Origin of the sequence: Tateyamaria pelophila, from assembly GCF_019966495.1 — a bacterium.
In the GTDB taxonomy this organism is placed as follows: domain Bacteria; phylum Pseudomonadota; class Alphaproteobacteria; order Rhodobacterales; family Rhodobacteraceae; genus Tateyamaria; species Tateyamaria pelophila.
On sequence record NZ_JAIMIA010000064.1, the window covers coordinates 1 to 22,069 of the forward strand.

Sequence of the window (22,069 nt, forward strand, 5' to 3'; positions counted from 1 at the left end):
TCAGACAGAGCCGCCCGGTTCTCTGCGGTCGCCAGTCCCTCGGTCTCGAACCGGCCCATCTGCGACGTGGATGCGGCATGCGCATCGACGGCACGGCCACCGACAACCTGGCGCATCACGGGATCGAGCGCGAGACGGTCGGCGTCATTGACGTCCCCGTATCCTGCCAACCGGCCGTAGACCGATTGCCGAAACAGCCCGTCGAGCCGGTGGATCGTGTTCTTGCCACGGCGATTATCGCACAGGGCAGCAGACGCCAGATTGGACAGACCGAGCGCGTCATCAAGCTCGCGCATCACCAGAAGGCCGCCATCCGAACTGAGCTGAGCGCCCCGGAATTCCAGCCGCACGCGAGGGTCAAAATCCACACGATCTGCCCGCTGCAAGCCCGCACCCTCTGGGTGATCCATGAAACACATCCTCCGCAGCAACCAACGCCATGATATATATAGAAAATATCACGTTCAAGACAGCGAAATCAGAGATCTACTTGGGGAATGCGGGGTAAGATATGGAGATTACCGGTTTATTCGTTATGTCGATGGCAAGACGGAAATGTATAATATCAAAGAGGATTGGTGGCAAAAATATGATCTTGGAAACTCACATCCGGATTATTCATTGGTCAACGAAAAACACCTAGAATGTTGTAAGGCACATGGTTTGCATTTCTCAGTTTGAGTGGGTGGGACTACGCTCGCATGTATTATAGCACTGCTGCTTGGTTTGGAAAGTTTGCGATATGCACATGATTTATCAGACACGGTATTCCTTCTTCAACCCATCGCCTGGGTGGCGATCCAAGGCGAGTAAAGAACAAGATGTTTTGTTCGATGCAGAGCGTTTGAGACGACGGCAGTATTTCTTTGAAAAAATCACATTGCAGTCTCTCGCGGACCAGTCGGATCAAGATTTTGCTATGCACATTTTGAGCGCTGCGGCGATGCCGGAGGTGTTCAAAAGGGAGCTTGTGACACTATGCAGAGATATGTTGGGGGATCGTGCGCATGTTCAGTTCGCCGAGCCAGGACCGACACATGTTTTTTTTCGCAGTTATTGCTGGGAGCATTTCAGTGCCGACCCGTGGACTACACAAGTGGTGCTCGATGACGATGATGCGCTGTCCGTTGATTTCAATGGCAAGTTGCATGCAGAGGCGGCGGCGGCCACGCCTTTGCGCGCGCGTACTGAGAATTATACATGTATTTCACACGCCTGTGGGGTTACTGCGCTGTTTCAAGATGGCAAGTTGACTTTGCATCCCCGCGTGAATGCTGCGACCAACCTCGGTCTTGCGATCGTCGCACCGAGCAAGTCGCGGTATAGCTTGTTCGATATTTCGCATAAGAACATAATGCGCGATCGTCCCTCACGCATTATTTATTCTCAAAGCCCCTATTATATCCGTTCTGTACACGGCGATAATGATAGTCGAGGTTTATATGACAAGGAGTTGTTGCCGGAAAAGCGAATTGCGGAGGTATTCAAGTACTTTCCCTTGATGAATAGTTTGACTAACGATTGGGAAACTAATTTTGTCAATGCAAATAGTGGTGAAAAATCCGGCTCCGATGCTTAACGCCTTTTGCTCGAAATGAAAATTGGTATTTTAAATTAAGCAAATTCGAACAATAATGTGAGTGTATGGCGCTTACAGTGGAAAAATCGCTAGATCTTACACCAATGTCTTGGGACGCATGTGACGTATATCAGTTAATATTTGCATCCATGTGACCCGCGCCGGTTTGAAGGACGCTATATTTGCTCGGGTAGTACACCATATTCCAACGAAGATCGCTTGATCATTGCGGCGATGCCGCGTGATCAGCTTGCTGCAAAACTTCGATGTCTGGAAAAGTCATGTAGTGTAATCCACTGGCAATCGTAAGCGACAGTGATATCCAGTCCCGCGCTAATATCATTCTCCAATATAGGTTCGATATAGTTCCGCGATAGCGTTCGTCACCGGGCCAGGCACACCCAAACCGATCTTACGCCCGTCGATTGTAGCAACAGGTGTTAAGCCGCCTAAGGTGCCCGTTACGAATGCTTCGTCTGCGGCGTAGGTTTCGGCAAGAGTGTAGTCTTTTTCATACACGGGTTTACCTGCGTCGCGCCAAAGCTTTATCACCTTTGATCGGGTGATCCCATTGAAACAGGTGGCCCCGGTCGATGTCCATAATTCCTCGCCGCGAATGATGAAGAAATTGGTGGAATTGCAACTGGCGACAAAACCACGATTGTCCAGCATCAAAGCTTCGTCAGCGCCCATGTTGATCGCCTGTATCAAGGCTTGAATGAAGTTTAGCCGGGAATGGGAATTCAGCCGCAGATCGAACACATCAGGGGTCGAACATCGCACGGTCGATGTCAACAACTTCAAGCCGCGCGCCTTGAGGGCGGCGTTGGGTTGCTTATACTCTGCAACAATGACGATGGTCGCGCCACCGATAATGAAGCGTGGATCCTGGTTCGGCGTGGATTTTGTGCCGCGTGAGATCATCAAGCGGATGTGCACGCCATCTTCCATTTCGTTGTGGCGAAGGGTCTTCCAGATTTCGCCGATCAGGGCGTCTTGATCCATGCCGATGTCGAGTTGTATTGCGTTTGCGCCTTCATATAGCCGCGCCATATGCTCATCGACGGCAAGAAGCTGACCTTTGATCAGCCGCATTCCTTCCCACACACCGTCCCCAAGCACGAAACCGCTGTCAAAGACAGGGACCATGGCCTTGTCACGCGCAAAGAAGCTGCCGTTGACATAGACTTCTACGGTTTCGTTTCGCGCGTCATATGCGTAACTTTGGGAGCTGGCTTGGGTGGGATCGGTCATATGAGAGTCCTGTTCAGAATTCGAATTGTTTGTGGCGGGCGAGAAATGCCTGGGTGCGGGCGTTTTGCGGGTTCTTCAACACTTGTTCGGGAGGCCCGATTTCCTGAATGATCCCGTCAGCCATGAAAATCACCCGATTTGCGACATGATAGGCAAACCCAACCTCATGGGTTACAAGCATCATGGTGCGTCCCTCATCCGCAATGCCGCGGATCACGTTAAGCACTTCGCCCACCAACTCAGGGTCCAGCGCGGAGGTGGGTTCATCAAACAGCATCAGGTCAGGGGCCAGCGCCAGCGCGCGCGCGATGGCGACACGCTGCTTTTGACCGCCTGACAAACGAGAAGGGTACTCGTCCGCTTTTTCCGCCAGCCCGACACGGGTGAGTTCAGCCCGCGCACTGGTCTCGGCGCTGGATTTGTCCATCCGTTGAACCGTGCGCAGACCTTCGGTGACGTTTCCCAGCACGGTCATATGCGGAAACAGATTGAACTGCTGAAATACCATGCCGACTTTCTGCCGTACCTGCGTCAACTCTGTCTCGGGATAATGACGCGGTTTGCCTGCGCGCGCCGTGCCAATCGTGGTTCCCGCGTGGGTAATTTCACCACCCGTGGGAATTTCCATGAAGTTCAAACAGCGCAGAAAAGTACTTTTTCCAGAGCCAGACGCACCAAGGATCGCGATGCAATCGCCCGGCATCACGTCCAGATCGATACCGCGTAAAACGTCGTTATCCGCAAAGGACTTTTCCAACCCGCGAATGGTCAGGATCGGCTCTATGGACATGGGTCAGTCTCCTTTTGCCATGCGCCGTTCAAGCACATAGGTCACGCGCACGATGGGATAGAGGATGACAAAGAACGCCAGCGCCACCACGGTATAGGCCTCGATCGGGTTGAAATTGACCGACGCAATGAGCCGCGCCTGATGCAGTAGATCCGCATAGGCAATTGCCGAGGCCAGCGTCGTCATCTTGAAAATTTCAATGCCCCGGTTGGTCAGCGCTGGCATCATGCGCCGCACTGCCTGTGGCAGAATGATACGCGCCATGATTTCGCGGTACCGCATGCCGATCGCGCGGCCAGCCTCCCATTGGCCGGGATCAATAGATTGAATCCCTCCGCGAAAGATTTCAGCTGAAAACGCTGCAGAATTGAGGGTGATCCCCAGGGCAGCCGCCATCAAGGCGGAGATTTCAAAGGGAGCCAGGATCGGGAAGGCAAAATAGAACCAGAAGATCTGGACGAGCACCGGCGTATTGCGGAAGAACTCGATGAAACAGGCGGCAGGCCAGCGCAACCAGCGCCGGATGGAATAACGGGCCAGCCCCATGGCCAGCCCCAGGGACAGACCTGCAAAAAGGCATATACCGAAGATACGGAGCGTGTTGATCAAACCAACCCAAAGGGCCGCACGGTATTCGTATACGGATCCAAAATCCCAAACATAGTCCATACTAGCGCACCGTACTATCGCCGCTGACGGCCAGACGACGTTCGATCCCTTGTACGCAGAGGCTCAACCCGAAGATGACCACGAAATAGATAAGCGCCGTCACGGTGAAAACCTCGATTGGACGGAAGGTTTTCTGAGCCAGTTCGTTGGCTTGATACAGCAAATCCGCATAGGAAACGGTCGCGACGAGGGTGGTCGTTTTCATCAACTCGATCGAGCGTTCGGTAAATGCGGGAATCATCCGCTTGACCGCCTGCGGAAGAATGATCCTGCGCATCGCCTGTGGGCGCTGCATTCCGATGGCGCGGGCTGCTTCCCATTGGCCGCGTTCGATTGAAACGATACCGGCGCGAAACACCTCGGCGAAGAAGGCCGAAGACTGAATGGAAAACGTGATGGCCGCCGCAAGAAAGGGCGTCATTTGAATATCCATGAGGATGGGCAAGGCGAAAAAGAACCAGAACAACTGTACCAATGGGGGCGTTGTGCGGAAGAATTCGATTACGAAACCTGCGGGCCACGCCAACCAACGGCTTGGCGACAGCCGCGACAGCGCAAGCAACAGACCCAGCGGCAGCCCGAAGGCCAACGCCGTTCCTGTTATCGTGAGTGTCCCGACAAGCCCCTGCCAAAGCAGATCGGAGTTATCGAGGACCGCAGAAAAATCCCATTCATACATTGGCTTTTCGCCTTGCCATCCGGACTACAGCCGTTCGCGCATGATGGCGGGAACAGCAGCCGGGTCGAGCCCGAATTCGGTCAGGAACTCTTCGTACCAAAGCTGGGTCTGGCCCGAGGTGTAATAGCCGCCGATCTGTTCGTTGACCCAATCCACGAATGCCGTATCCGTCTCTTGGCGCACGGCGACCGACGAGGGGCGCGACTCAACGGGTTTGGGAACCACGATCTGGCCGGCACCGAGTTTCTGGCGCGCTGCAATCAATGGCGGATGGAACAATGTCACCGCATCTACACGCCCGGCCTGAAAAGCCGCGATGGCTTCGGCGTTGCCCGGAAACCGCTGGATATCCGCGTTTGGCACGTTTTCCGTCAGAAACGCGTCCATGCTGGTCGCCTGAGGCACCGATACACTGATGTCGGGGCTGTTCAAATCCGCCCAATCCGTGATGTTCAGGTCGTCACGCGCCAGCACCGCCAACGAATAATAGAGCAATGGTGTCTCGGGGAAATTCACCGCAGCCTTGCGGGCGTCGGTCGCGTCGAGAACGTACATCAGATCAATCCGATCTGCTTGAAGGGCGGCGACCGCTGTGCCCCAGGTGACCTCGACAGGTTCGAAAGTGACGCCCAAATCCTCGGCCATTGCCTTGCCCATGGAAATACCCAAACCACCAGTCCATTCACCACTGATGATGTCTTTGGAATACCAAGGTGGGGCCTGTGTAACGCCAACGCGCAACACGCCGCTATCACGCACTTGTTGCATTGTACTGTCTTGGGCGTGGGCGGTTGTTCCCGCCGCCATCATCGTGGCTGCAATTGCCGCAGTTAACATTGTACGTCTGTTCATTGTCGTCTCCTCGTTTGTTTTGGGATTGAGGCGTTATGCCGATGCACCGCTGCAAGTTTCGACAAAGGTTATGGTCGTCTCGAGACCCCGGCGCATGTGATCGCGTAATTCGTCCTGCATAGCGGTCAGGCTCTCACCCAAGGCAAAGCGCACATAGTCATCGTGGCTTTCACGCTTTGGACCCGTCGTTCCGTGGGCCCGATGATGGGATGCCCAATACATCTGAAGATGTCCGCGCAATCCGGTCCATGTATTGAGGAGTATGCGGTTGTTTGCGTGTTCGTATGCGAGGCCGTGCAGGTCGAGTTCCGCTTCGATGGCGGCCACATGATCGGCCTGGTCAATCGCGTGTTTGAGGGCTTGGTTTCGTTTGATCAATTCTGCTTTGAAGTCTTCGCTGCGCCGTGTCCAAATCTGTTCGAAGGCGAATATCTCGATGCAGGTCCGCATGGCGTAGATTTCATTGATATCTCGCACCGAAATATCGACCACGCGCGTGCCAGTATAGGGCACGGTAATCAAAAGCCCTTCTTCGATAAGTTGGCGCATCGCTTCACGCAAGGGCCCGCGACTGACTCCGAGCCTCAACGCAAGGGCGCTTTCGACGACCTGGGCATTCGGCGACAGCTCTCCGGTGAGGATGTCACGGCGGAGAATTGCAGCGATCTGGACGCTCATCGTTTCACGCTTCAGCGGAGAAGAACTCACAAGACCACCACCATTTCCCTCTATCAAAAGTAGCATTGATGGTCGATTAAAGATTGTCAACAATCTTTGTCGGTAAATGATATGATGTGTTTGGATGCGGCTTATTTTATGCGCATGTCGTCTCTCCGGTCAGCGTAATGGCCCTGCGAACAGAGACGCTGCTGCACGCAAGCTGTGAAGCTTGGACGGCGTGCGTCAGGACCGTGAGAGCGCCCGACCCGAATATCTTGAGGCCGGTTCGGTCGACGCCTCATTGGATCGAAGCACCTATGATCAAGTTTCGCGGTGGTGCGCATCAGACAAGTCTCAATCGCCAGTTCAGGGACATCGGCTTGATCAACGTGACCTCTGCCAGCGATGCACCGCTGTCCGACGGCCGTTATTTTACTCTGGTCAAGCGCGTCGCGATTGCCATTTCCTAAGGCGACATTTTCGGTGACGGCCGCCATTCGCTGGCGGCCGCACCATTCTCGTACACGATCAAGCGGTGGCCTTGGGCGACACCAAGCTGCGTGTGGCAAAGGCATAGGCGCACAGGGGTGCGAACAGGACGGCCTGTGCCGCGAAAAAGATGTATCCCTGATCGGTCATGCCAAGAAAGCCTGCGAACGCCGCAGCACCCACTGTCCACCGCTCCCAGGTTCTGAGCCTCCGGAACACATAGCCATAACACGCAATCGACACCGACGCCTGTATGAGCAGCACCTCCAACAGCGGCGGGACCACCGCCCATGTGAGATTGGGGAAGGTCATTAACTCCGGAGAATAGACGAAAGCGAAGGGAATGATGAAGGTTGTCATCGCGATCTTCATTGATTCCCCGGCTGTCCTGAGAAAGGACGCATCCGCAAGCTTCGCCGCCGCGAGCACACTGACCGCTATCGGTGGAGTGAGCGTCGAGAACACTGCGAAATAGAATACGAAGAAATGTGCCTGAAGCGGGGGCACGCCGATCTGTTGCATGAACGGTACCAGCGCCAGCGCCACGATGATGTAGGCCACCGGAGTCGGCAGTCCCATACCCAGCACAAGTGATACGCACATCGCACCCAGCAGCAAGAGCAACTGACTGTCTGGCAGATATTGCACCAGAACCGCGCCAAGACGGCCCGACAGGTTGGTCGTCAGCATGACCTGACCCAAGGGGCCGACCGCAATCAGCAGCAGTGACAGGATGGCGACGAGATAGAACCCTTCCTCCATCGCGCTGTAAAGACGAGGCCATTTCGGGCGGTACTTGCCCTGCAACATCGCAAGGCCAAGCGCGATGATGATGCCCCAAAGCCCCGCAATGGCGGGCGAGCGGTAGCCAAGCAGGAGCCAAAGCACCACACCGAACGAAATGACGAAGGTGGGCAAAAGCCGAATGATCATTTCGCGGTCGACCTTTTCGGTCAGCCGCGGCAATTCATGTCGACGTGCGTAGACCACGATCGCAATGCCGACCCCCACCAGATAGAGCAGCCCAGGTATCATGGCCGACAGCGCCACGTCGATATAGGGCAGGTTGAGGAAGCTGGCGATGATGAAGGCCGCAAGTCCAAGGATCGGCGGCATGATTTGACCCGCCGTCGAGGCTGTCGCCTCAATCGCGCCGGCCATGGGCCCGCTATACCCGTAGCGTTTCATCATCGGGATGGTCAGCCGTCCGGTCAGGACCACATTCGACACCGCCTGTCCCATGATTGAACTGACGATGCCCGACCCGATCAGCGCCGGGCCGGCAGCGCCCCCCGGCAGCCTGCGACCAGTCGATTTGCCGACCTCCAGGACCATGTCCAGCATACCGACGCCCAGAAGGATCGCGGCATAGATGATCAGGAAGTAGATCGAATCCGCGGCGACCTGCGCCAGATAGTAAAAGCCCTGGTTCGTGCCCAGTCCGATATAGTTCATCACGAATTCGGGCGAATATTGGGGTGTGACGAACAGCGGGTTCTCGATTTTGTAGCCGAGGAAGAAATACGCGATCGCGATCGTCACCACCGAGGTCAGCAACCAGCCCCAGTGAATGAAGGTCAGCATCAGGATGGAGATCGTCATCATCCACCCGAACACCATGTCCGTCTCGTTGAAGAACGGCTGCGAGATCTCGAGTTGCAGCGCGTTCATCCGCACATATCCCATCGAGACCGTGGCCATCACCAGTCCGATTACCGCAAATATCATGCGCGGCCAGAAGAGGGGGCGTGTGGGCCGGAGCATGTTTGTTTCCGGATCCGCGATCCCCAGTTTCTCATCACACAGGTTCCGCACCGCCAGAAGGCCGGTCATCATCACGATGCCAAGAATGAAGTTTGAGTAGTGCTCGGAGGAGTTGCTCGTGTATCCGAACGCGGCAAAGCCGATATAGACGGTCATCGACACGCCGATCAGCAGAAACGGTATATCTGTCGCTTTACGCAGAGTCTTCCAGGCCATAGAGCTTATCCCAGTCGGTGTGCTTGAAGTGTGAAAGTAATTTCGATGTCCTGCCCTGCGCAAAGCCGCGGTCGCGCCTCACACGCCATGAAAATGTCGGCCGCTCCGGCAGGATCGGCCGACCATGTCGACTTCGACATCTCGCAGTCAGGTCAGGGTGCTCACTTGACCTCGGGATAGGTCATCGGATCACATTTCTGAGTCAGGTCCCACCAGCCGAGTTCCTTATAGGCCCTGATCGCTCCGGGATGTGTGTTTTCCTCGGACAGACCACAGGTCATTAACTCTGGGTTCCAGATGTTCCAAAGTGCGTGAAGCTCTTTCATCTTTGGCCCGATCTCGGCGACAGCCTTGACCAGTTTGTAAGCTGTTTCCTCGCTGAAATCCTCGTGTGCGGCCTTGTAGGCACGGTTGAAACCGACGCCGAGCGGCTCATCCTGATGCGGCAGCGTGTTGGGCGGCAGCGTCACGTGGATCCATGTGGCGTCGAACTGCGCATTGAGCTTGTCAACGATTTCCTCGGTCACGCCGAGATAGCAGATCTTCTTGCCTGTGGCCTCGAGCTGACGCACCGGGCCGGGAATGAGGAAGTTGGTCAGCGTCGGTTCGGCACCGATCGGGGTCACGGCGGCATCCGTCGCGCCATCGATCAGCTGCTGTGTCAACTGGCCGGGTGTCATGTGACGAATATCCGTGTTTTCGGGCGTCACGCCGTATCCGTATTCCAGAAACAGCCTGCTGAAAACGCCCCAGTCAGACTGGCCGCGCAGTCCCAGCGAAATCCGTTTGCCCTTCAGATCGGCCATGGTCTTGAGCGAGCAGTCGAAGGTCGCAAGAAATTTGCCCTGACCCCACCAAGCCTCACCGTAAAGCAATTTCCATGGCACTTGCACCGGCTCGGGCAGAAATTCGGCCATCGACCCCGTACCGCCCTGATAGGCGACCTGGATCAAGGTATCTTCCGTGGCGAAAATCGAGGTCTTATGTTTCGATTCGTTCATCGCCATTTCGCGGATGTTATAGTTATAGCCCGGCGTTTCCTGCGGCAGGATCATAACTTCGGATTGGGCCTGAATGAGCTGGTTCATCAGGATCGTGTCACCGGCCATCGGGCCACAGCCAAACGGGCAAAGCAGAACAGGGACTGCCTCTACGGCCTGTGCGGCACGGTCGCCGCCGGCGATCGCAGTCAGGCTGGTTGCCGCGGCAAGCGCGAGCGTTTTCATCTTCACTCTCTTCATATGTTCCTCCCAAAGGACTTTGCAGTGTAGCGCTTCGAGCCATCCGACCACCTGCGCGTTCTCATTATGCAAGACGATAGATATCACTTACTGGACGAATTGTCATCAGCGCGATACGTTCACTTGAAAAGTTTACCCAAGGGGAGGCAGGCCGTGGGGCTGACGCAGAATAATCCGTTAGAGGTCGCCGGTCGCTGCTACCTCGTGTCGGGCGCTGCGGGTGGCTTGGCAAAACCCATCGTCGCAGAGCTTCTGGAACGTGGCGCGCGCCTGATCCTGATGGATACGGATACCGATGGATTGAACAGCGTGATTGCCGCACATGGCGATGAAAACGCCATTGCCTTCACCGGCGACATCACCGACCAGGCCGCGCTCGACGCCGCTGTCGACCTGGGACAGACCCGGTTCGGATGCCTGCATGGCGGGTTGAACGCCGCCGGACTCCTTCCCATCGCCGCGTCTGACAGCATGGACGCGGACCTTTTTCGCCAATGTATCGACGTGAACCTGACCGGTGCGTTTTTGTTCAGTCAGGCGCTCGCGCCCGCCTTGCGCGCGGCGGGCGGAGGACGGATCGTGCATATCGCCTCCGTGTCCAGCATGGTGTCCAACCCAGCCTATGCCGCCTATGCAGGTTCCAAGGGGGGGCTGGCGCAGATCGTGCGGGTGCTCGGGCGCGAATGGGCGGCCGATTCCATCGCGGTGAACGCAATCGGCCCGGCGCTGACCGAAACCGCTTTGACGCGCGATTACTTGTCCGATCCCGCGTTCCGGGCAAGGGCGATCGGCGACATTCCCATGGGCCGGCTTGGCCTGCCCGAGGATCTGGTCGGGCTTGCCTTGCTGCTCTTCGGACCGGGCGGAGGCTTTATCACAGGGCAAACCATATACGTGGACGGAGGGCGGACGCTTGTCTGACACCAATGCGCAAGACGGATTGGGCGCTCTGCGTCGCAGGGCGACCAGCGCTTCCGACCCCGAGGCGCTTGCAGCTTTGATTTTCAACGCCGCGTCCCAAGGCGAAGACCGCATCGGCGCCTGGGAGGTGCTTGACCAACATGCGATCCTGGAGCAGTCACGCCGCCTGATGGCGCAACCCGGATGGCAGGAACTTCCGCTCGCGGGCATCGCCGTCGGGGTGAAAGATATCTTTGACACGGCGGATTTCGTGACCGCCTACGGATCGCCCATCTATGTCGGAAACCGTCCGGCTGGGGATGCTGCTGCGGTCGCGGCCCTGCGCGCGGCAGGGGCGATCCTGCCGGGCAAGACCGTGACGACGGAATTCGCCTATTGGAAAGCGGGCAAGACGCGCAATCCCCACAATCCGGATCACAGCCCGGGCGGCTCGTCGGCGGGGTCGGCGGCCGCGGTTTCCGCCGGTATGGTGCCGCTGGCGATCGGCTCGCAAACGGCTGCCTCGACCATCCGGCCTGCCGCCTATTGCGGTATCGTCGGCTTCAAGCCAAGCCTGCACCGCATTTCTCTCGCGGGCGTCAAGGGGCTGGCAGGGTCTATGGACACGGCCGGTTGCTTTGCGCGTGACGTGGCGGACGTTGCACTGCTGGCAAGCGTGCTGGCCGGACGCCCCGATTGGCGTGACCCGTCCCGTTCCGATGCGGCCCCACCGGCTCTGCATTTTTCCAAGTCGCCCGAGTGGAACCTGGCCGCCCGCTGGATGCAGGATGCCGTTGACGGTATCGCCGTCGCACTGGCGCAGGCCGGAGCGCCGGTGACACGGGCCGATGTGCCTGCCTCCTTCGCGCCGTTGGCGGAAGCGCAGACCCGTCTGATGGCCGCCGAAGCGGCCCGCGATCTTGCACCCGAGGCGCGCCTGCACCGCGATAGCCTCAGCGTCCCGCTTCAGGACCTGATCGCCGCCGGGCAGGCGATGACCCCCGACCAACAGGAAGCCGATTACGGCCTGCGCGACGCAGCTTTGGCACAGATCGACGCGCTCTTTGCCGGGGCGGATGTCCTCATTGCGCCAAGCGCGCTGGACGAAGCGCCCCGGTTCGAGGCCGGCACCGGCAGTCCTGATCTGAGCCGGGCCTGGACATTGCTCGGGCTGCCCTCGATTTCTTTGCCTGCGGGCCTCGGGCCCAATGGCCTGCCGATGGGCCTTCAACTTGCCGCGCGGCCGGGGCATGACCGTGCGCTTTTACAGGCGGCGTATTGGGTCGAGGGTTATCTGGCAGCGGACCGGCGGCATGCAGGTCCTTGACCCGCTGATCACGTGGCTTCAACCGTTGCCTCCGACCGGGGCGATGCTCGCGATTGTGCTGGTGACGATCGCCGGCGGCGTGATGCGCGGCTTTACCGGATTCGGCGCGGCATTGGTCATCATTCCGGTTGTCTCTCTTGTGACGGTGCCGCGTGACGCAGTTGTCTTCCATGCCCTGATCGAAATACCGACCGCCCTGCAGTTACTGCCCGACGGGCTGCGCCATGCCCGCCTGTCCACCGTATTGCCGATGATGCTTGGCTTGATCCTTGCGGTGCCGATCGGCGTTTTGCTTCTTGTCAGCCTTCCGCCCGATGTGATGCGCGTGGCCATGTCTGTCTCGGTGCTGGCCCTCGTCGCCTTCATGTGGGCAGGTGTGCGCCTGCCGCCGGCGCGGGGCACCTGGGCGGCACTTCTTGGCGGGACCGCCGGTGGAATTTTCCAAGGCGGCGCGGGTGTCGGCGGCCCTCCGATCGCGGCCGCGCTGATGGCCCGCCGCGACGATGCCGGCGAAACGCGGGGCAACGTGTTGGTGATGATGGCGCTCGTCATTCTGGCCTCGATCGTCGCGCAATATGCGTTCGATCTCTTCACCCGTGAGATCGTGATCCTGGGAGTGTTGATGGCTCCGGCCTACATGCTGTCCACTTTTCTCGGCACATGGCTGTTCCTCAGAACAGGCGGGCGCAATTATCGCACCGTCGCCCTTGGTATCCTTGCCATGACCGCAATCGGCACGCTTGCGGCGTCTTTGATTTGATCGCTTGCAGCGATTATTCGATCACGAAAAGCGGCTGTCCGTATTCGACCATCTGACCATCCGCCGCAAAGGTCGCCTTGACCGTTCCGGCGCGTGTCGATTCGATCGTGGTAAACAACTTCATCACCTCGATGATGCACAGCGGCGTGCCAATCTCGACCTGCGATCCCACGGTGACGAATTCCGCTTCGTCGGGCGCGGGGCGGGAGTAATAGGTGCCCACCATCGGAGCGACAACCTGATTGCCGCTCACGGGTGCCGCGGCACTGTCTTCCGGGGCTGGGTTCTCTGACGCTGCTGCGGATGTGGGGGCAGGGGGCGCGGATGCGGGCGCCTGACCTGAGGGTGCGGGATCAGCCGCGCCCTTGCGCCGTATCAGGATCTTCGCCCCCTCAAGCTCGAGCGACACTTCGTCACAATTGCTGCTGTCGACGATTTTCACGATTTCGGCAATTTCGCTGTAGCTGAGCGTCATGGAGTCCTCATTCTTCGCTGAAATGGTTGTCTTGTACGATGCGGAATGTCTTGGCAAATCTACTGGCAGCTTCGTTCATACGCGGCACGAAGCCCAGCATCTGGTTAAGCGTCATGCGGGCTTCGGGGGCCGAAACGGCGATACACCCGAGGCAATGGCCCAGGGCGTCCGTCACCGGGACAGCGACGCAGACAACGCCGTGCATGAACTCCTGCTTGTCGACCCCGATCCCGTCCATGCGCACCTTGCGAATGGCATCGATCAACTTGCCGGGGTCGGTAATCGTCGCTTCGGTATAGGCGGTCAGTGGTCGCGCTTCGACGATGGCCTTCAGATCGCGGTCAGACTGAAAGCTCAGCATCAGCTTGCCGATGGCGGTGCAATGGGCGGGGACCCGGCTGCCTGCCGCAAACCGCAGACCAAGAGGCCATTTCGATTCGACCCGATCCAGATAGATGACCTCCGTTCCGGACAAGATGCCGTAATTGCAGGTCTCGCCGGTTTCAGCAGCGATGTCCTCCAGGATCGAGTGACGCATCGATCTTGGCGCCGACGTCACCAGTGATCGCTGCGCCAGGGTAATCAGGCGCGGGCCCTCGATGAACCCGTGGTCGGCAACGTCGCGTTCCAGAAACTCCATCTCCGCCAGCATGTTGACCACCCGGTGCGTCGTCGGCTTGGTCAGTCCGGTAATACGGATCATTTCGGAAATTGAAATCGGTCTCGCGCTGCGGGCGATCAGCTCGAGGATCATGAAAGCCTTGCCGGTCACACCCAACTCCGCCAACTGTTCGCGCCGATTTGACTCGGTTGCATTCTCGGCAAGCGTGTCGCCCAATTCTTCGGCATTGACCAGATTGATTGCTGGTTTGCGCTTGGACTCGTTCCTCATCTTTCACTCTTTTCATTGACATGGGCTGCCGGTGCACGGCGCGTCCATCGGTCAATACTATGAACTCTTGCAGAACGGAAATCAATCATCCTATACTTATTTTGAAACGATACGTACTATATTTCGAGACGCATTTCCAGCGAGGATCAGGGTGCCGGTGAGGAACTGTCAATGAACCAAAGTCCGAAACCGAACCACCAAGACACACCGGGCTGCGGGGTGTCGCGGGTTCTGATTGCCAATCGCGGTGAGATCGCCTTGCGGGCCGTTCGTGTCTGTCGCGCGCGGGGCCTGTCGTCCGTCGCCGTCTATTCAGAGGCCGATGCGGATGCGCCTCATGTCTGGGCCGCCGATCACAGCGTCTGTATCGGGCCTGCGGCGGCGACCAAAAGTTATCTGTCTGCTGCTTCCATCGTGCATGTCGCCAAAATGACCGGCTGTGATGCGGTTTACCCCGGCTATGGCTTTCTGTCGGAGAACGCGGACTTCGCCGTTCTGTGCGCTGAGAACGGCCTGACGTTCGTCGGCCCCTCGGCTGAAGCGATCCGAACGATGGGCGACAAATCCCGCGCGCGTGCCGTGGCTGCGGGGCTTGGCGTGCAGGTGGTGCCAGGCTCTGACGGGGCCTTCACCGATCCCACCGCTGCTGAGGCGATCGCTGCTGATGTGGGCTTTCCAATGCTGCTCAAGGCAAAATCCGGCGGCGGTGGCCGGGGCATGCGCATCGTGCGTGACCCCGAAGACTTCCGCGCCCAGTTTCGCGAGGCCAGCCGTGAGGCCGAGGCCGCCTTTGGCGATGGCGGCATCTATATCGAACGATTCTTCGATGTCGTGCGCCATATCGAAATTCAGGTGATCGGGGATGGACGGGGCGGGGTCGTGGCCTTCGACGAGCGGGATTGCAGCGTGCAGCGCCGCCACCAGAAACTGATCGAGGAATCGCCGTCCCCCGCCGTCGGTCCAAAGTTGCGCGACCGGCTCAAGGAGGCTGCGCTCAAACTCTCCAGGGGCATCGCCTATAAAGGTGCCGGAACCATCGAGTTCATTCTGGATGTCGAGACGGGCGAATTCTTTTTCATCGAAATGAACACCCGTATACAGGTGGAACACACCATCACGGAAATGCGGACCGGTTTTGATCTGATCGCGATGCAGCTTGATATCGCGGGCGGTGCGCCGCTTGATCCAAGTCTTGATGGCCATGTAGGTTGTGGCCACGCCATCGAATTTCGCATAAATGCCGAGAACTGGAAGAATAACTTCGCGCCGTCTCCGGGGCGGCTGAACGAGTGGCTGGTGCCGCAGGGCGAAGGCATCCGCCTCGATACCGCCGTCTATCGTGGTCAGCGGATTTCACCCTTTTACGACTCGATGATCGCCAAGCTGATCGTCTGGGGCGAAACCCGCAATCAGGCGCTGGAACGGTCCAGCGAGGTTCTGGACGCCTGCCGTGTCGAGGGGGTCGAGACGACGATCGGCTTTCACCGTCGGCTGATCGACCATGACGATTTCCTTCAGGATCGTGTACACACAAGATGGATCGAGAACGAAATGTCACTCGACTCCTTAGGGGACCTGTCATGAGCCGCGACATCAAATTCATCGACGTTACCTTGCGGGATGCGCATCAGTGTCTGTGGGCCACCCGCATGACCACCGGCATGATGAAGGACATCGCGCCGTTTCTTGATCGCGCAGGTTTTGAAGCGATTGATCTGGTCGGTGGCGCCGTTTTCGATGTCTGCGTCCGCTTCCTGCGCGAGGATCCCTGGGAGCGCATGCGGATAGTGAACACCTGGATCACCGAGACACCGCTGATCATCCACACCCGAGGACAGAGCCTTTTTACCTTCGAATTCTTCCCGGACGACATCGTGGAACTGGCCGCCGAACGGTTTGCGGCGAATGGCATGCGCTATCACACGCCCTACGATCCGCTGAACGACATCCGCAACCTCAAGATCCCGGTGCAGGCGGCGCGCAGGCTCGGCATCCATACGGTACCGGGCCTCGTCTATACTTGGAGCCCGGTTCACACTGATGCCTATTACGCCAAGAAGGCCGCCGAACTGGTCGAGATCGGAGTGGACGGCATTTTCATCAAGGACCCGAGCGGCCTTCTGACGCCGGAGCGTGTCGCGACGCTGGTGCCTGCGATCAAGTCCGTGCTGGGGGATCTGCCGCTGCAACTGCATTCGCACTGCCTGTCCGGGTTGTCGCCCTATGTGGCGCTGCAGGCGGTTGAGCATGGCATTGATGTGCTGCACACCGCGACCTCAACATTGGCGCATGGTGCGTCACACCCGCCGACCGAGCGTGTCGTCGAAAACCTGCGCCGACGCGGCCATTCTGCTGATATCGACCTCGCGGCTATTCGCGAAACAGCGGAGCGTCTGGACTATATCGCCAAGGTTGAAGGCAAACCTGTTGGTCAGCCGCTGGACTATGACGAGTTCCATTTCCATCATCAGGTCGCCGGTGGCATGATCTCCAATCTCAAAGTGCAACTCGAGACGGTGGGTCTGGCTGAGCGGATCAACGAAATCCTCGAAGAGGCGGGGCGCGTGCGCGCCGATCTGGGCTATCCGATCGTGGTCAGCCCCTTTGCACAATACATCGTGACCCAAGCCGTTCTGAACGTCACCTCGATGGACAAGGGCGGGCAGCGTTACGACAGCGTACCTGACGAAATCCGCCGTTATGCGCGCGGCGGATACGGCGAGATCGCGGGCGAGATCGAGGCCAATCTTTATGACAAGCTGACTGGCGGCAAGGACATCATCACCGAACGTGCCGGTGCCCTGATCGAACCGGCGATTGGCCGTCTTCGCAAGTCGCGTGGCCCTTTTGCCTCGGACGACGATCTGCTGCTGGCGGCCTTTTACGACGACGGCCAGTTCAGCGCGTTGAAACAGGCGGGCCCGATCAACACCGAGTACCGGCTCGCAGGTACACCCCTGCTGACCCTGCTCAAGGAAGTTGCGCGCCGCGACGATATCAAGACCTTCCACCTCAGCATCAAACCCTGAGCCGCGCGACACACAGACCACAGGACACATCATGACCACGCCCTGCATCATCACCACCGCAATCACCGGTGCCATTCCGCGCACTTCCGATTGTCCCGGCCTGCCGGTCGTACCCGCGCAGCAGATCGAAGCGACCCACGAGGCCTATGAGGCAGGCTCGGCGCTGGTCCATATCCATGTGCGCAACGACGACGAAAGCCCCAGTTCCAACCCCGACAGATTCGCAGAGGTTCAGGAAGGCGTTCTCAAGCATTGCCCCGGCATGGTCATCCAGTTTTCCACCGGCGGGCGCGGGCGCGACCAGAACGAACGCGGTGCCGCGCTGGAACATTGCCCGGACATGGCGTCGCTGACCACCGGGTCCGTTAACTTCCCCATGCAAATCTATGAAAACCCTCCGGATTTCATAGATGCTCTGGCCCACCGGATGCAGACCTATGAGGTGAAGCCGGAGATCGAGGTGTTTGACGCGGCAATGCTTTACAACACGGCGACGCTGATCAAGAGAGGCTTGATCGACGCTCCGGCACATGTGCAATTCGTGATGGGTATTCCCAATGCGATGCCCGCGCGACGCGGGCTGCTGGAATTTCTGATCTCCGAGCTGCACGCCGTCCTGCCGGGGGCAACTTGGGGGGCCGCCGGCATCGGTCGTCATCAGTTCGAGGTCAACAAGTGGTGTCTGGAACTGGGCGGGCATTGTCGCACCGGACTGGAGGACAATATCAAGTATGACAAGACTCGGATCGCCACCAGCAATGCGGAGCTGGTTCAGAAGATCGTCGACATCGCGGGTGCATATGATCGGCGGCCCGCCACACCGGCCGAGACCCGCCAGATCCTGAACCTGCGCCCGATCAGCGCTGGATAGAGCTGGCTTGTTGCGGGAAAGGGGATCTCGGCTGTCCGGGACATGGCCAGATCTGTTTCGCTATCCTGAACCAGCCGCATGTACCCCGCCACGCCAAAAGGACACAACGAGCGGTGGCGTGTTGGCGCTTTGCACTCGAAGGTCAGTGTTTGAGATATCGGCCTGTAAATGTATGAACCGGACCGAAGGGGCGACCTGAAAACCAAAGGTCATTGACGCGCTGACGGATGTGTCATCTGCTCGGTTCAGTTCGCGGCGATCCCATTCAAATCTCTTACCAAAGGTCATGTGGAGGAAGTTATGTCGGAAGATCGTTTTGACGCCCATCCAGATATCAAACCATTCAGTTTTCACGTTTCTGATACCACTCTGAAAGACATCCGCACAAGGGTCGCCAACTATCCTTGGCACGAGATGCCCGACGACGGCGGCTGGGACTATGGCACGAACCTCGACTACCTGCGGGAGCTGTGCGCTTATTGGGTGAGTGATTTCGACTGGCGCGCCCAAGAAGACCGGATCAACGGCTTTGCGCAGTTCAAGGCGCAGGTCGAGGGAATAGACCTGCACTTTATCTACGAACAAGGCAGTGGCCCCAAGCCGATGCCGCTCATGATCAGCCACGGTTGGCCCGGTTCCGTGGCGGAATTTCACAAATTGATCGCGCCGCTCGCCCATCCGGAACGCTTTGGTGGCGACGTCGAGGATGCTTTCACCGTCATTGCGCCGTCGCTGCCTGGATTTGCGTTTTCCGGGCGTCCGTCGCGTCCTTACGGACCGCGCAAGATGGCAGATGTGATAAATTCCCTGATGACCCGGACGCTCGGCTTTGACAGCTATGTGGCGCAAGGCGGTGACTGGGGAGCGGCTATCTGTTCCTGGCTGGGGTATGAACACGCGCCTGCCTGTTCGGCGATTCACATCAACGCACTGATGGCACGTCACCCGGACGGGCCGCAGACCCCGGCGGAAGTGGCGTGGGCCGCGCAATTCGACAACGATCAGATCATGGAAGAGGGGTATCGCTCGATCCAGGCGACGCGGCCGCAGACACTGAGCTACGCAATGATGGACAGCCCCGTCGGCATCGCAGCGTGGTTGTTGGAAAAGTTCCGTTCATGGTCCGACGTCCACGGCGATAATATCGAGACCGTATATTCAAAGGATGAACTGCTGACCAACATCATGATCTACGTCGCCACCAAGTCCTTTAACACCGCTTCCTGGATATATTACGGGCGACGCGAAGAGGGCGGACGCATACTGTCGCCCGAAGGCGCGCGCGTCGAAGTACCGACCGGTTGTGCGGTGTTCCCTGCCGAATTTCTGACCTGGCCACCCCGGTCGTATGTGGATCGCATTTACAATGTCCAGCACTGGTCCGAGATGCCGCGCGGTGGTCACTTTGCCGCGATGGAGGAGCCAGATTTACTGCTGGCCGACATCCGAACATTCGCGCGCGGTTTGCGCGGTTACGGGTCTTGACGCCTACCCGGTACCTCCGAGCCGAACCGATCTGCGCCGCAAGGCCTCGAGTACGAACAGCAAGAGGGCGGAGAGTACGACGAGCAGGGTCGCAACCGCGAGAATCGTCGGGTTGATCTGTTCGCGAAGGCCGGAAAACATTTGGCGGGGAATTGTCCGTTGCTCGGGTCCTGCGAGGAACAAGACCAGCACGACCTCATCGAAAGATGTGACGAATGCAAACAAACCGCCAGAAATGACCCCAGGGCGGATCAGTGGAATAACGACGTCCCAGAACACCTTGAGTGGCGACGCCCCGAGGCTGAGACCTGCCACGAACAAGGACCTGTCAAACCCGCTGAGCGTCGCTGTGACGGTAATGATCACGAACGGCACACCCAGCGCTGCGTGGGCAATTATCAGACCGGTGAAGGTGCCCACCAGATTGAATTGCGTATAAAAGAAGAACATACCGGCCGCGATAATGATCAACGGCACGATCATAGGGGACAGCAGGAGCGCAGTGATCACGCGCTTGTATGGCATCCAGGGCGACGCAAGGCCAACAGCGGCCAATGTGCCCAAGACCGTAGCGATCAGGGCCGCACAGATACCCACGACAAAGCTGTTGCGGATCGCGACACGCCATTTTTGATCGTCAATGATTTCCTGGTACCATTTCAGGGAGTAGGCATCGGGGTCGAGCGACAGCATCCCTTCGGTAAAGGTAAAAAACGGCTCTGCGTTGAACGACAACGGCATGATCACGAGGATCGGCAACATCAGGAAGAGCAACACCAGAAATGCAAAGACCCGCAGACCGTAGTGCCCCGATTTATGCCAGATCGTGTAATATGCCGGAAAGTGTTTCATGACCTATCCCAGCTTGAGGTTGTCGGTGCCGACGAAGCGGTCGAACAACCAGTACAGGACAAGGATCAGGATCAGCAGAAGCGAGCCGAGCGCCGCCGCCAGTTCCCAGTTATTGGAGACCTGCATGTGAAACGCAATGATGTTGGAAATCATCTGCCCATCCGTGCCCCCAACCAATGCGGGGGTGATGTAGTACCCGACTGAAATGATGAAGACCAGCAGTGCGCCGGCGGACAGACCGGGAAGGCTCATTGGCAGATAGATCTTGTACCATGCCCCAAGGGGCGTGCTGCCCATCGAAATTGCCGCGCGCATGAAACTGGGGTCGATGCCGCGCATCACGGCGTAAAGCGGCAAGACCATGAAGGGCAGCAGGATGTGGGTCATCGCGAGGATGGTGGAAAACTCGTTGTACAGAAGTTCAATCGGTTCGTCGGTAATTCCCAGCCAGATCAGCGAGGAGTTCACTACACCGCCCGCTTGCAACAAGGCGATCCACGCCGTCGTGCGCACCAACAGGGACGTCCAGAACGGCAACAGCACGAACACCATCAGGAAATTCGACAAACTGTCAGACGCCTGTGACATGAAAAACGCCAGCGGATAGCCCAGCAGCAATGTCAGTACCGTAATGGTCAGCGCCATTTTCAGGGTCTTGGTGTACAACTGCTTGTAGATCTGGACATCCCGTGCACCGATGCTGCCATCGGCCCCGCGTTCCAGATCGATCGAGGTCAGATAATAGCTTGAGGTATAAATCGGCCCTGCGTCACGAATGGCGCGCCATGTGGCCGGATCGGACCAGCGATCGTTCGCGTCCAACAACAGCGCCACCCCGTTTGCCGCAAGGTCGGTATCGTCGACACGGCGCAATGCGCGCGCCGATGATTTGATCACACTGGACATGCCCGGCAAGGCGCGATTGATTTCATCGGCCAACTGGCCGGACGTGCGCTCGTTTGCCATCCGTTTCATGTCCGCCGCGAATTGAAGCAGCACGGCGTCGTCGGGCAGGCCCTCTCCAGACCAATCCTCAAGTGCTGCCAGCGTTTCGGGCACAAGATTGGCAACGGTGGGGTTGTGGACGCTGCGATACAGCATCGTCGCGATCGGGGCCACGAAAGCAAAAAGGATAAAGACCAACAGCGGTACCACAAACACAAACGCCTGAAAGCGGCGCTTGCGCACCTCGCGCGCGGCGTTGCGCGCGTCTTCGGGACTGAGGGTGTGGGTGCGGTCTGTCATGATATGATCAGGGAAATTCCCCGCGCACGATCTCTGCGCG

23 protein-coding genes are annotated in these 22,069 nt (G+C 58.2%); 10 read left to right on the forward strand and 13 right to left on the reverse strand.

The features are described from left to right. Positions 1-410, reverse strand: a 410-nt coding sequence (locus tag LC354_RS17470; RefSeq protein ID WP_223421634.1) for a transposase, incomplete at its 3' end; no start/stop codon positions are given. On the opposite strand from LC354_RS17470, the gene LC354_RS17475 reads away from it, so the two are divergent. Further along, on the forward strand, positions 409-681 hold the full coding sequence (locus tag LC354_RS17475) for a hypothetical protein (protein WP_223426243.1): 273 nt from the start codon (positions 409-411) through the stop codon (positions 679-681). The genes LC354_RS17470 and LC354_RS17475 overlap by 2 nt on opposite strands. Positions 682-748: 67 nt before the next feature. Next, complete coding sequence (locus tag LC354_RS17480; protein ID WP_223426244.1) at positions 749-1,579, forward strand: glycosyltransferase; 831 nt, start codon at positions 749-751, stop codon at positions 1,577-1,579. A 339-nt stretch (positions 1,580-1,918) separates the two neighbouring features. Here the strand turns inward: LC354_RS17480 and LC354_RS17485 are convergent, their stop codons facing one another. Genes LC354_RS17485 through LC354_RS17510 form a run of 6 tightly spaced genes read right to left on the reverse strand, consistent with a single transcriptional unit; the run spans position 1,919 to position 6,501 of the window. After that, a complete protein-coding gene (locus tag LC354_RS17485) occupies positions 1,919-2,833 on the reverse strand; it encodes an aminotransferase class IV (RefSeq protein WP_223426250.1) in 915 nt (304 codons plus the stop codon). A 13-nt stretch (positions 2,834-2,846) separates the two neighbouring features. Continuing rightward, positions 2,847-3,623: an amino acid ABC transporter ATP-binding protein gene (locus tag LC354_RS17490; RefSeq protein ID WP_263289443.1), complete on the reverse strand. Its 777-nt coding sequence runs from the start codon at positions 3,621-3,623 to the stop codon at positions 2,847-2,849. 3 nt (positions 3,624-3,626) lie between these two features. Then, on the reverse strand, positions 3,627-4,292 hold the full coding sequence (locus LC354_RS17495) for an amino acid ABC transporter permease (RefSeq protein ID WP_223426252.1): 666 nt from the start codon (positions 4,290-4,292) through the stop codon (positions 3,627-3,629). A 1-nt stretch (position 4,293) separates the two neighbouring features. After that, on the reverse strand, positions 4,294-4,971 hold the full coding sequence (locus LC354_RS17500) for an amino acid ABC transporter permease (protein WP_223426254.1): 678 nt from the start codon (positions 4,969-4,971) through the stop codon (positions 4,294-4,296). Positions 4,972-4,995: 24 nt separating this feature from the next. Then, positions 4,996-5,823, reverse strand: a complete 828-nt coding sequence (locus LC354_RS17505; protein WP_223426256.1) for a transporter substrate-binding domain-containing protein — start codon at positions 5,821-5,823, stop codon at positions 4,996-4,998. A 33-nt stretch (positions 5,824-5,856) separates the two neighbouring features. Beyond that, positions 5,857-6,501 carry a GntR family transcriptional regulator gene (locus tag LC354_RS17510; RefSeq protein WP_223426258.1) on the reverse strand — a complete coding sequence of 215 codons (645 nt, stop codon included), beginning with the start codon at positions 6,499-6,501 and terminating at the stop codon, positions 5,857-5,859. Between the two features lie 299 nt (positions 6,502-6,800). On the opposite strand from LC354_RS17510, the gene LC354_RS17515 reads away from it, so the two are divergent. Further along, the gene (locus LC354_RS17515) at positions 6,801-6,953 is read left to right on the forward strand and encodes a hypothetical protein (protein ID WP_223426259.1); all 153 of its coding nucleotides are present in this window, start codon (positions 6,801-6,803) and stop codon (positions 6,951-6,953) included. Positions 6,954-7,011: 58 nt separating this feature from the next. On the opposite strand, the gene LC354_RS17520 is transcribed toward LC354_RS17515, so the two are convergent. Further along, positions 7,012-8,952, reverse strand: coding sequence for a TRAP transporter permease (locus LC354_RS17520; protein ID WP_223426261.1), 1,941 nt, complete (start codon positions 8,950-8,952; stop codon positions 7,012-7,014). Between the two features lie 161 nt (positions 8,953-9,113). Next, positions 9,114-10,193: a TAXI family TRAP transporter solute-binding subunit gene (locus LC354_RS17525; RefSeq protein ID WP_223426263.1), complete on the reverse strand. Its 1,080-nt coding sequence runs from the start codon at positions 10,191-10,193 to the stop codon at positions 9,114-9,116. Between the two features lie 153 nt (positions 10,194-10,346). On the opposite strand from LC354_RS17525, the gene LC354_RS17530 reads away from it, so the two are divergent. The 3 genes from LC354_RS17530 to LC354_RS17540 are packed head-to-tail and all read left to right on the forward strand — an operon-like array spanning position 10,347 to position 13,180. Next, positions 10,347-11,114, forward strand: a complete 768-nt coding sequence (locus LC354_RS17530) for an SDR family NAD(P)-dependent oxidoreductase (protein ID WP_223426264.1) — start codon at positions 10,347-10,349, stop codon at positions 11,112-11,114. Beyond that, positions 11,107-12,420, forward strand: coding sequence for an amidase (locus LC354_RS17535; RefSeq protein WP_223426266.1), 1,314 nt, complete (start codon positions 11,107-11,109; stop codon positions 12,418-12,420). The genes LC354_RS17530 and LC354_RS17535 overlap by 8 nt, the downstream gene beginning before the upstream one ends. Continuing rightward, a complete protein-coding gene (locus LC354_RS17540) occupies positions 12,407-13,180 on the forward strand; it encodes a sulfite exporter TauE/SafE family protein (RefSeq protein ID WP_223426267.1) in 774 nt (257 codons plus the stop codon). The genes LC354_RS17535 and LC354_RS17540 overlap by 14 nt, the downstream gene beginning before the upstream one ends. Before the next feature lie 13 nt (positions 13,181-13,193). On the opposite strand, the gene accB is transcribed toward LC354_RS17540, so the two are convergent. Together accB and LC354_RS17550 are read right to left on the reverse strand one after the other, a co-directional pair. Beyond that, positions 13,194-13,655, reverse strand: a complete 462-nt coding sequence (gene accB, locus LC354_RS17545; protein WP_223426269.1) for an acetyl-CoA carboxylase biotin carboxyl carrier protein — start codon at positions 13,653-13,655, stop codon at positions 13,194-13,196. A gap of 7 nt (positions 13,656-13,662) precedes the next feature. Further along, entirely contained in the window at positions 13,663-14,547 is an 885-nt protein-coding gene (locus LC354_RS17550; RefSeq protein WP_223426271.1) for an IclR family transcriptional regulator, read from the reverse strand. Between the two features lie 171 nt (positions 14,548-14,718). Between LC354_RS17550 and LC354_RS17555 the strand changes: the two genes are divergently transcribed. The 4 genes from LC354_RS17555 to LC354_RS17570 all read left to right on the forward strand — a co-directional run bounded on the left by LC354_RS17555 (position 14,719) and on the right by LC354_RS17570 (position 19,932). After that, a complete protein-coding gene (locus LC354_RS17555) occupies positions 14,719-16,131 on the forward strand; it encodes an acetyl-CoA carboxylase biotin carboxylase subunit (protein ID WP_223426272.1) in 1,413 nt (470 codons plus the stop codon). Then, a complete protein-coding gene (locus LC354_RS17560; RefSeq protein ID WP_223426274.1) occupies positions 16,128-17,576 on the forward strand; it encodes a pyruvate carboxylase subunit B in 1,449 nt (482 codons plus the stop codon). The genes LC354_RS17555 and LC354_RS17560 overlap by 4 nt, the downstream gene beginning before the upstream one ends. A gap of 31 nt (positions 17,577-17,607) precedes the next feature. Further along, on the forward strand, positions 17,608-18,447 hold the full coding sequence (locus tag LC354_RS17565) for a BKACE family enzyme (protein ID WP_223426276.1): 840 nt from the start codon (positions 17,608-17,610) through the stop codon (positions 18,445-18,447). A 300-nt stretch (positions 18,448-18,747) separates the two neighbouring features. Further along, complete coding sequence (locus LC354_RS17570) at positions 18,748-19,932, forward strand: epoxide hydrolase family protein (protein ID WP_223426277.1); 1,185 nt, start codon at positions 18,748-18,750, stop codon at positions 19,930-19,932. Positions 19,933-19,935: 3 nt separating this feature from the next. Here the strand turns inward: LC354_RS17570 and LC354_RS17575 are convergent, their stop codons facing one another. Beyond that, on the reverse strand, positions 19,936-20,784 hold the full coding sequence (locus LC354_RS17575; RefSeq protein ID WP_223426279.1) for an ABC transporter permease: 849 nt from the start codon (positions 20,782-20,784) through the stop codon (positions 19,936-19,938). 3 nt (positions 20,785-20,787) lie between these two features. Continuing rightward, complete coding sequence (locus LC354_RS17580; protein WP_223426281.1) at positions 20,788-22,029, reverse strand: ABC transporter permease; 1,242 nt, start codon at positions 22,027-22,029, stop codon at positions 20,788-20,790. Positions 22,030-22,069: the final 40 nt, after the last annotated feature.

Excerpts from the sequence above, each read along its gene's own strand:
- LC354_RS17475 (WP_223426243.1), top strand. The coding sequence starts at position 409 with ATGAAACACATCCTCCGCAGCAACCAACGCCATGATATATATAGAAAA.
- LC354_RS17480 (WP_223426244.1), top strand. The coding sequence starts at position 749 with ATGATTTATCAGACACGGTATTCCTTCTTCAACCCATCGCCTGGGTGG.
- LC354_RS17485 (WP_223426250.1), bottom strand. The coding sequence starts at position 2,833 with ATGACCGATCCCACCCAAGCCAGCTCCCAAAGTTACGCATATGACGCG.
- LC354_RS17490 (WP_263289443.1), bottom strand. The coding sequence starts at position 3,623 with ATGTCCATAGAGCCGATCCTGACCATTCGCGGGTTGGAAAAGTCCTTT.
- LC354_RS17495 (WP_223426252.1), bottom strand. The coding sequence starts at position 4,292 with ATGGACTATGTTTGGGATTTTGGATCCGTATACGAATACCGTGCGGCC.
- LC354_RS17500 (WP_223426254.1), bottom strand. The coding sequence starts at position 4,971 with ATGTATGAATGGGATTTTTCTGCGGTCCTCGATAACTCCGATCTGCTT.
- LC354_RS17505 (WP_223426256.1), bottom strand. The coding sequence starts at position 5,823 with ATGAACAGACGTACAATGTTAACTGCGGCAATTGCAGCCACGATGATG.
- LC354_RS17510 (WP_223426258.1), bottom strand. The coding sequence starts at position 6,501 with ATGAGCGTCCAGATCGCTGCAATTCTCCGCCGTGACATCCTCACCGGA.
- LC354_RS17515 (WP_223426259.1), top strand. The coding sequence starts at position 6,801 with ATGATCAAGTTTCGCGGTGGTGCGCATCAGACAAGTCTCAATCGCCAG.
- LC354_RS17520 (WP_223426261.1), bottom strand. The coding sequence starts at position 8,952 with ATGGCCTGGAAGACTCTGCGTAAAGCGACAGATATACCGTTTCTGCTG.
- LC354_RS17525 (WP_223426263.1), bottom strand. The coding sequence starts at position 10,193 with ATGAAGAGAGTGAAGATGAAAACGCTCGCGCTTGCCGCGGCAACCAGC.
- LC354_RS17540 (WP_223426267.1), top strand. The coding sequence starts at position 12,407 with ATGCAGGTCCTTGACCCGCTGATCACGTGGCTTCAACCGTTGCCTCCG.
- accB (WP_223426269.1), bottom strand. The coding sequence starts at position 13,655 with ATGACGCTCAGCTACAGCGAAATTGCCGAAATCGTGAAAATCGTCGAC.
- LC354_RS17550 (WP_223426271.1), bottom strand. The coding sequence starts at position 14,547 with ATGAGGAACGAGTCCAAGCGCAAACCAGCAATCAATCTGGTCAATGCC.
- LC354_RS17555 (WP_223426272.1), top strand. The coding sequence starts at position 14,719 with ATGAACCAAAGTCCGAAACCGAACCACCAAGACACACCGGGCTGCGGG.
- LC354_RS17560 (WP_223426274.1), top strand. The coding sequence starts at position 16,128 with ATGAGCCGCGACATCAAATTCATCGACGTTACCTTGCGGGATGCGCAT.
- LC354_RS17565 (WP_223426276.1), top strand. The coding sequence starts at position 17,608 with ATGACCACGCCCTGCATCATCACCACCGCAATCACCGGTGCCATTCCG.
- LC354_RS17570 (WP_223426277.1), top strand. The coding sequence starts at position 18,748 with ATGTCGGAAGATCGTTTTGACGCCCATCCAGATATCAAACCATTCAGT.
- LC354_RS17575 (WP_223426279.1), bottom strand. The coding sequence starts at position 20,784 with ATGAAACACTTTCCGGCATATTACACGATCTGGCATAAATCGGGGCAC.
- LC354_RS17580 (WP_223426281.1), bottom strand. The coding sequence starts at position 22,029 with ATGACAGACCGCACCCACACCCTCAGTCCCGAAGACGCGCGCAACGCC.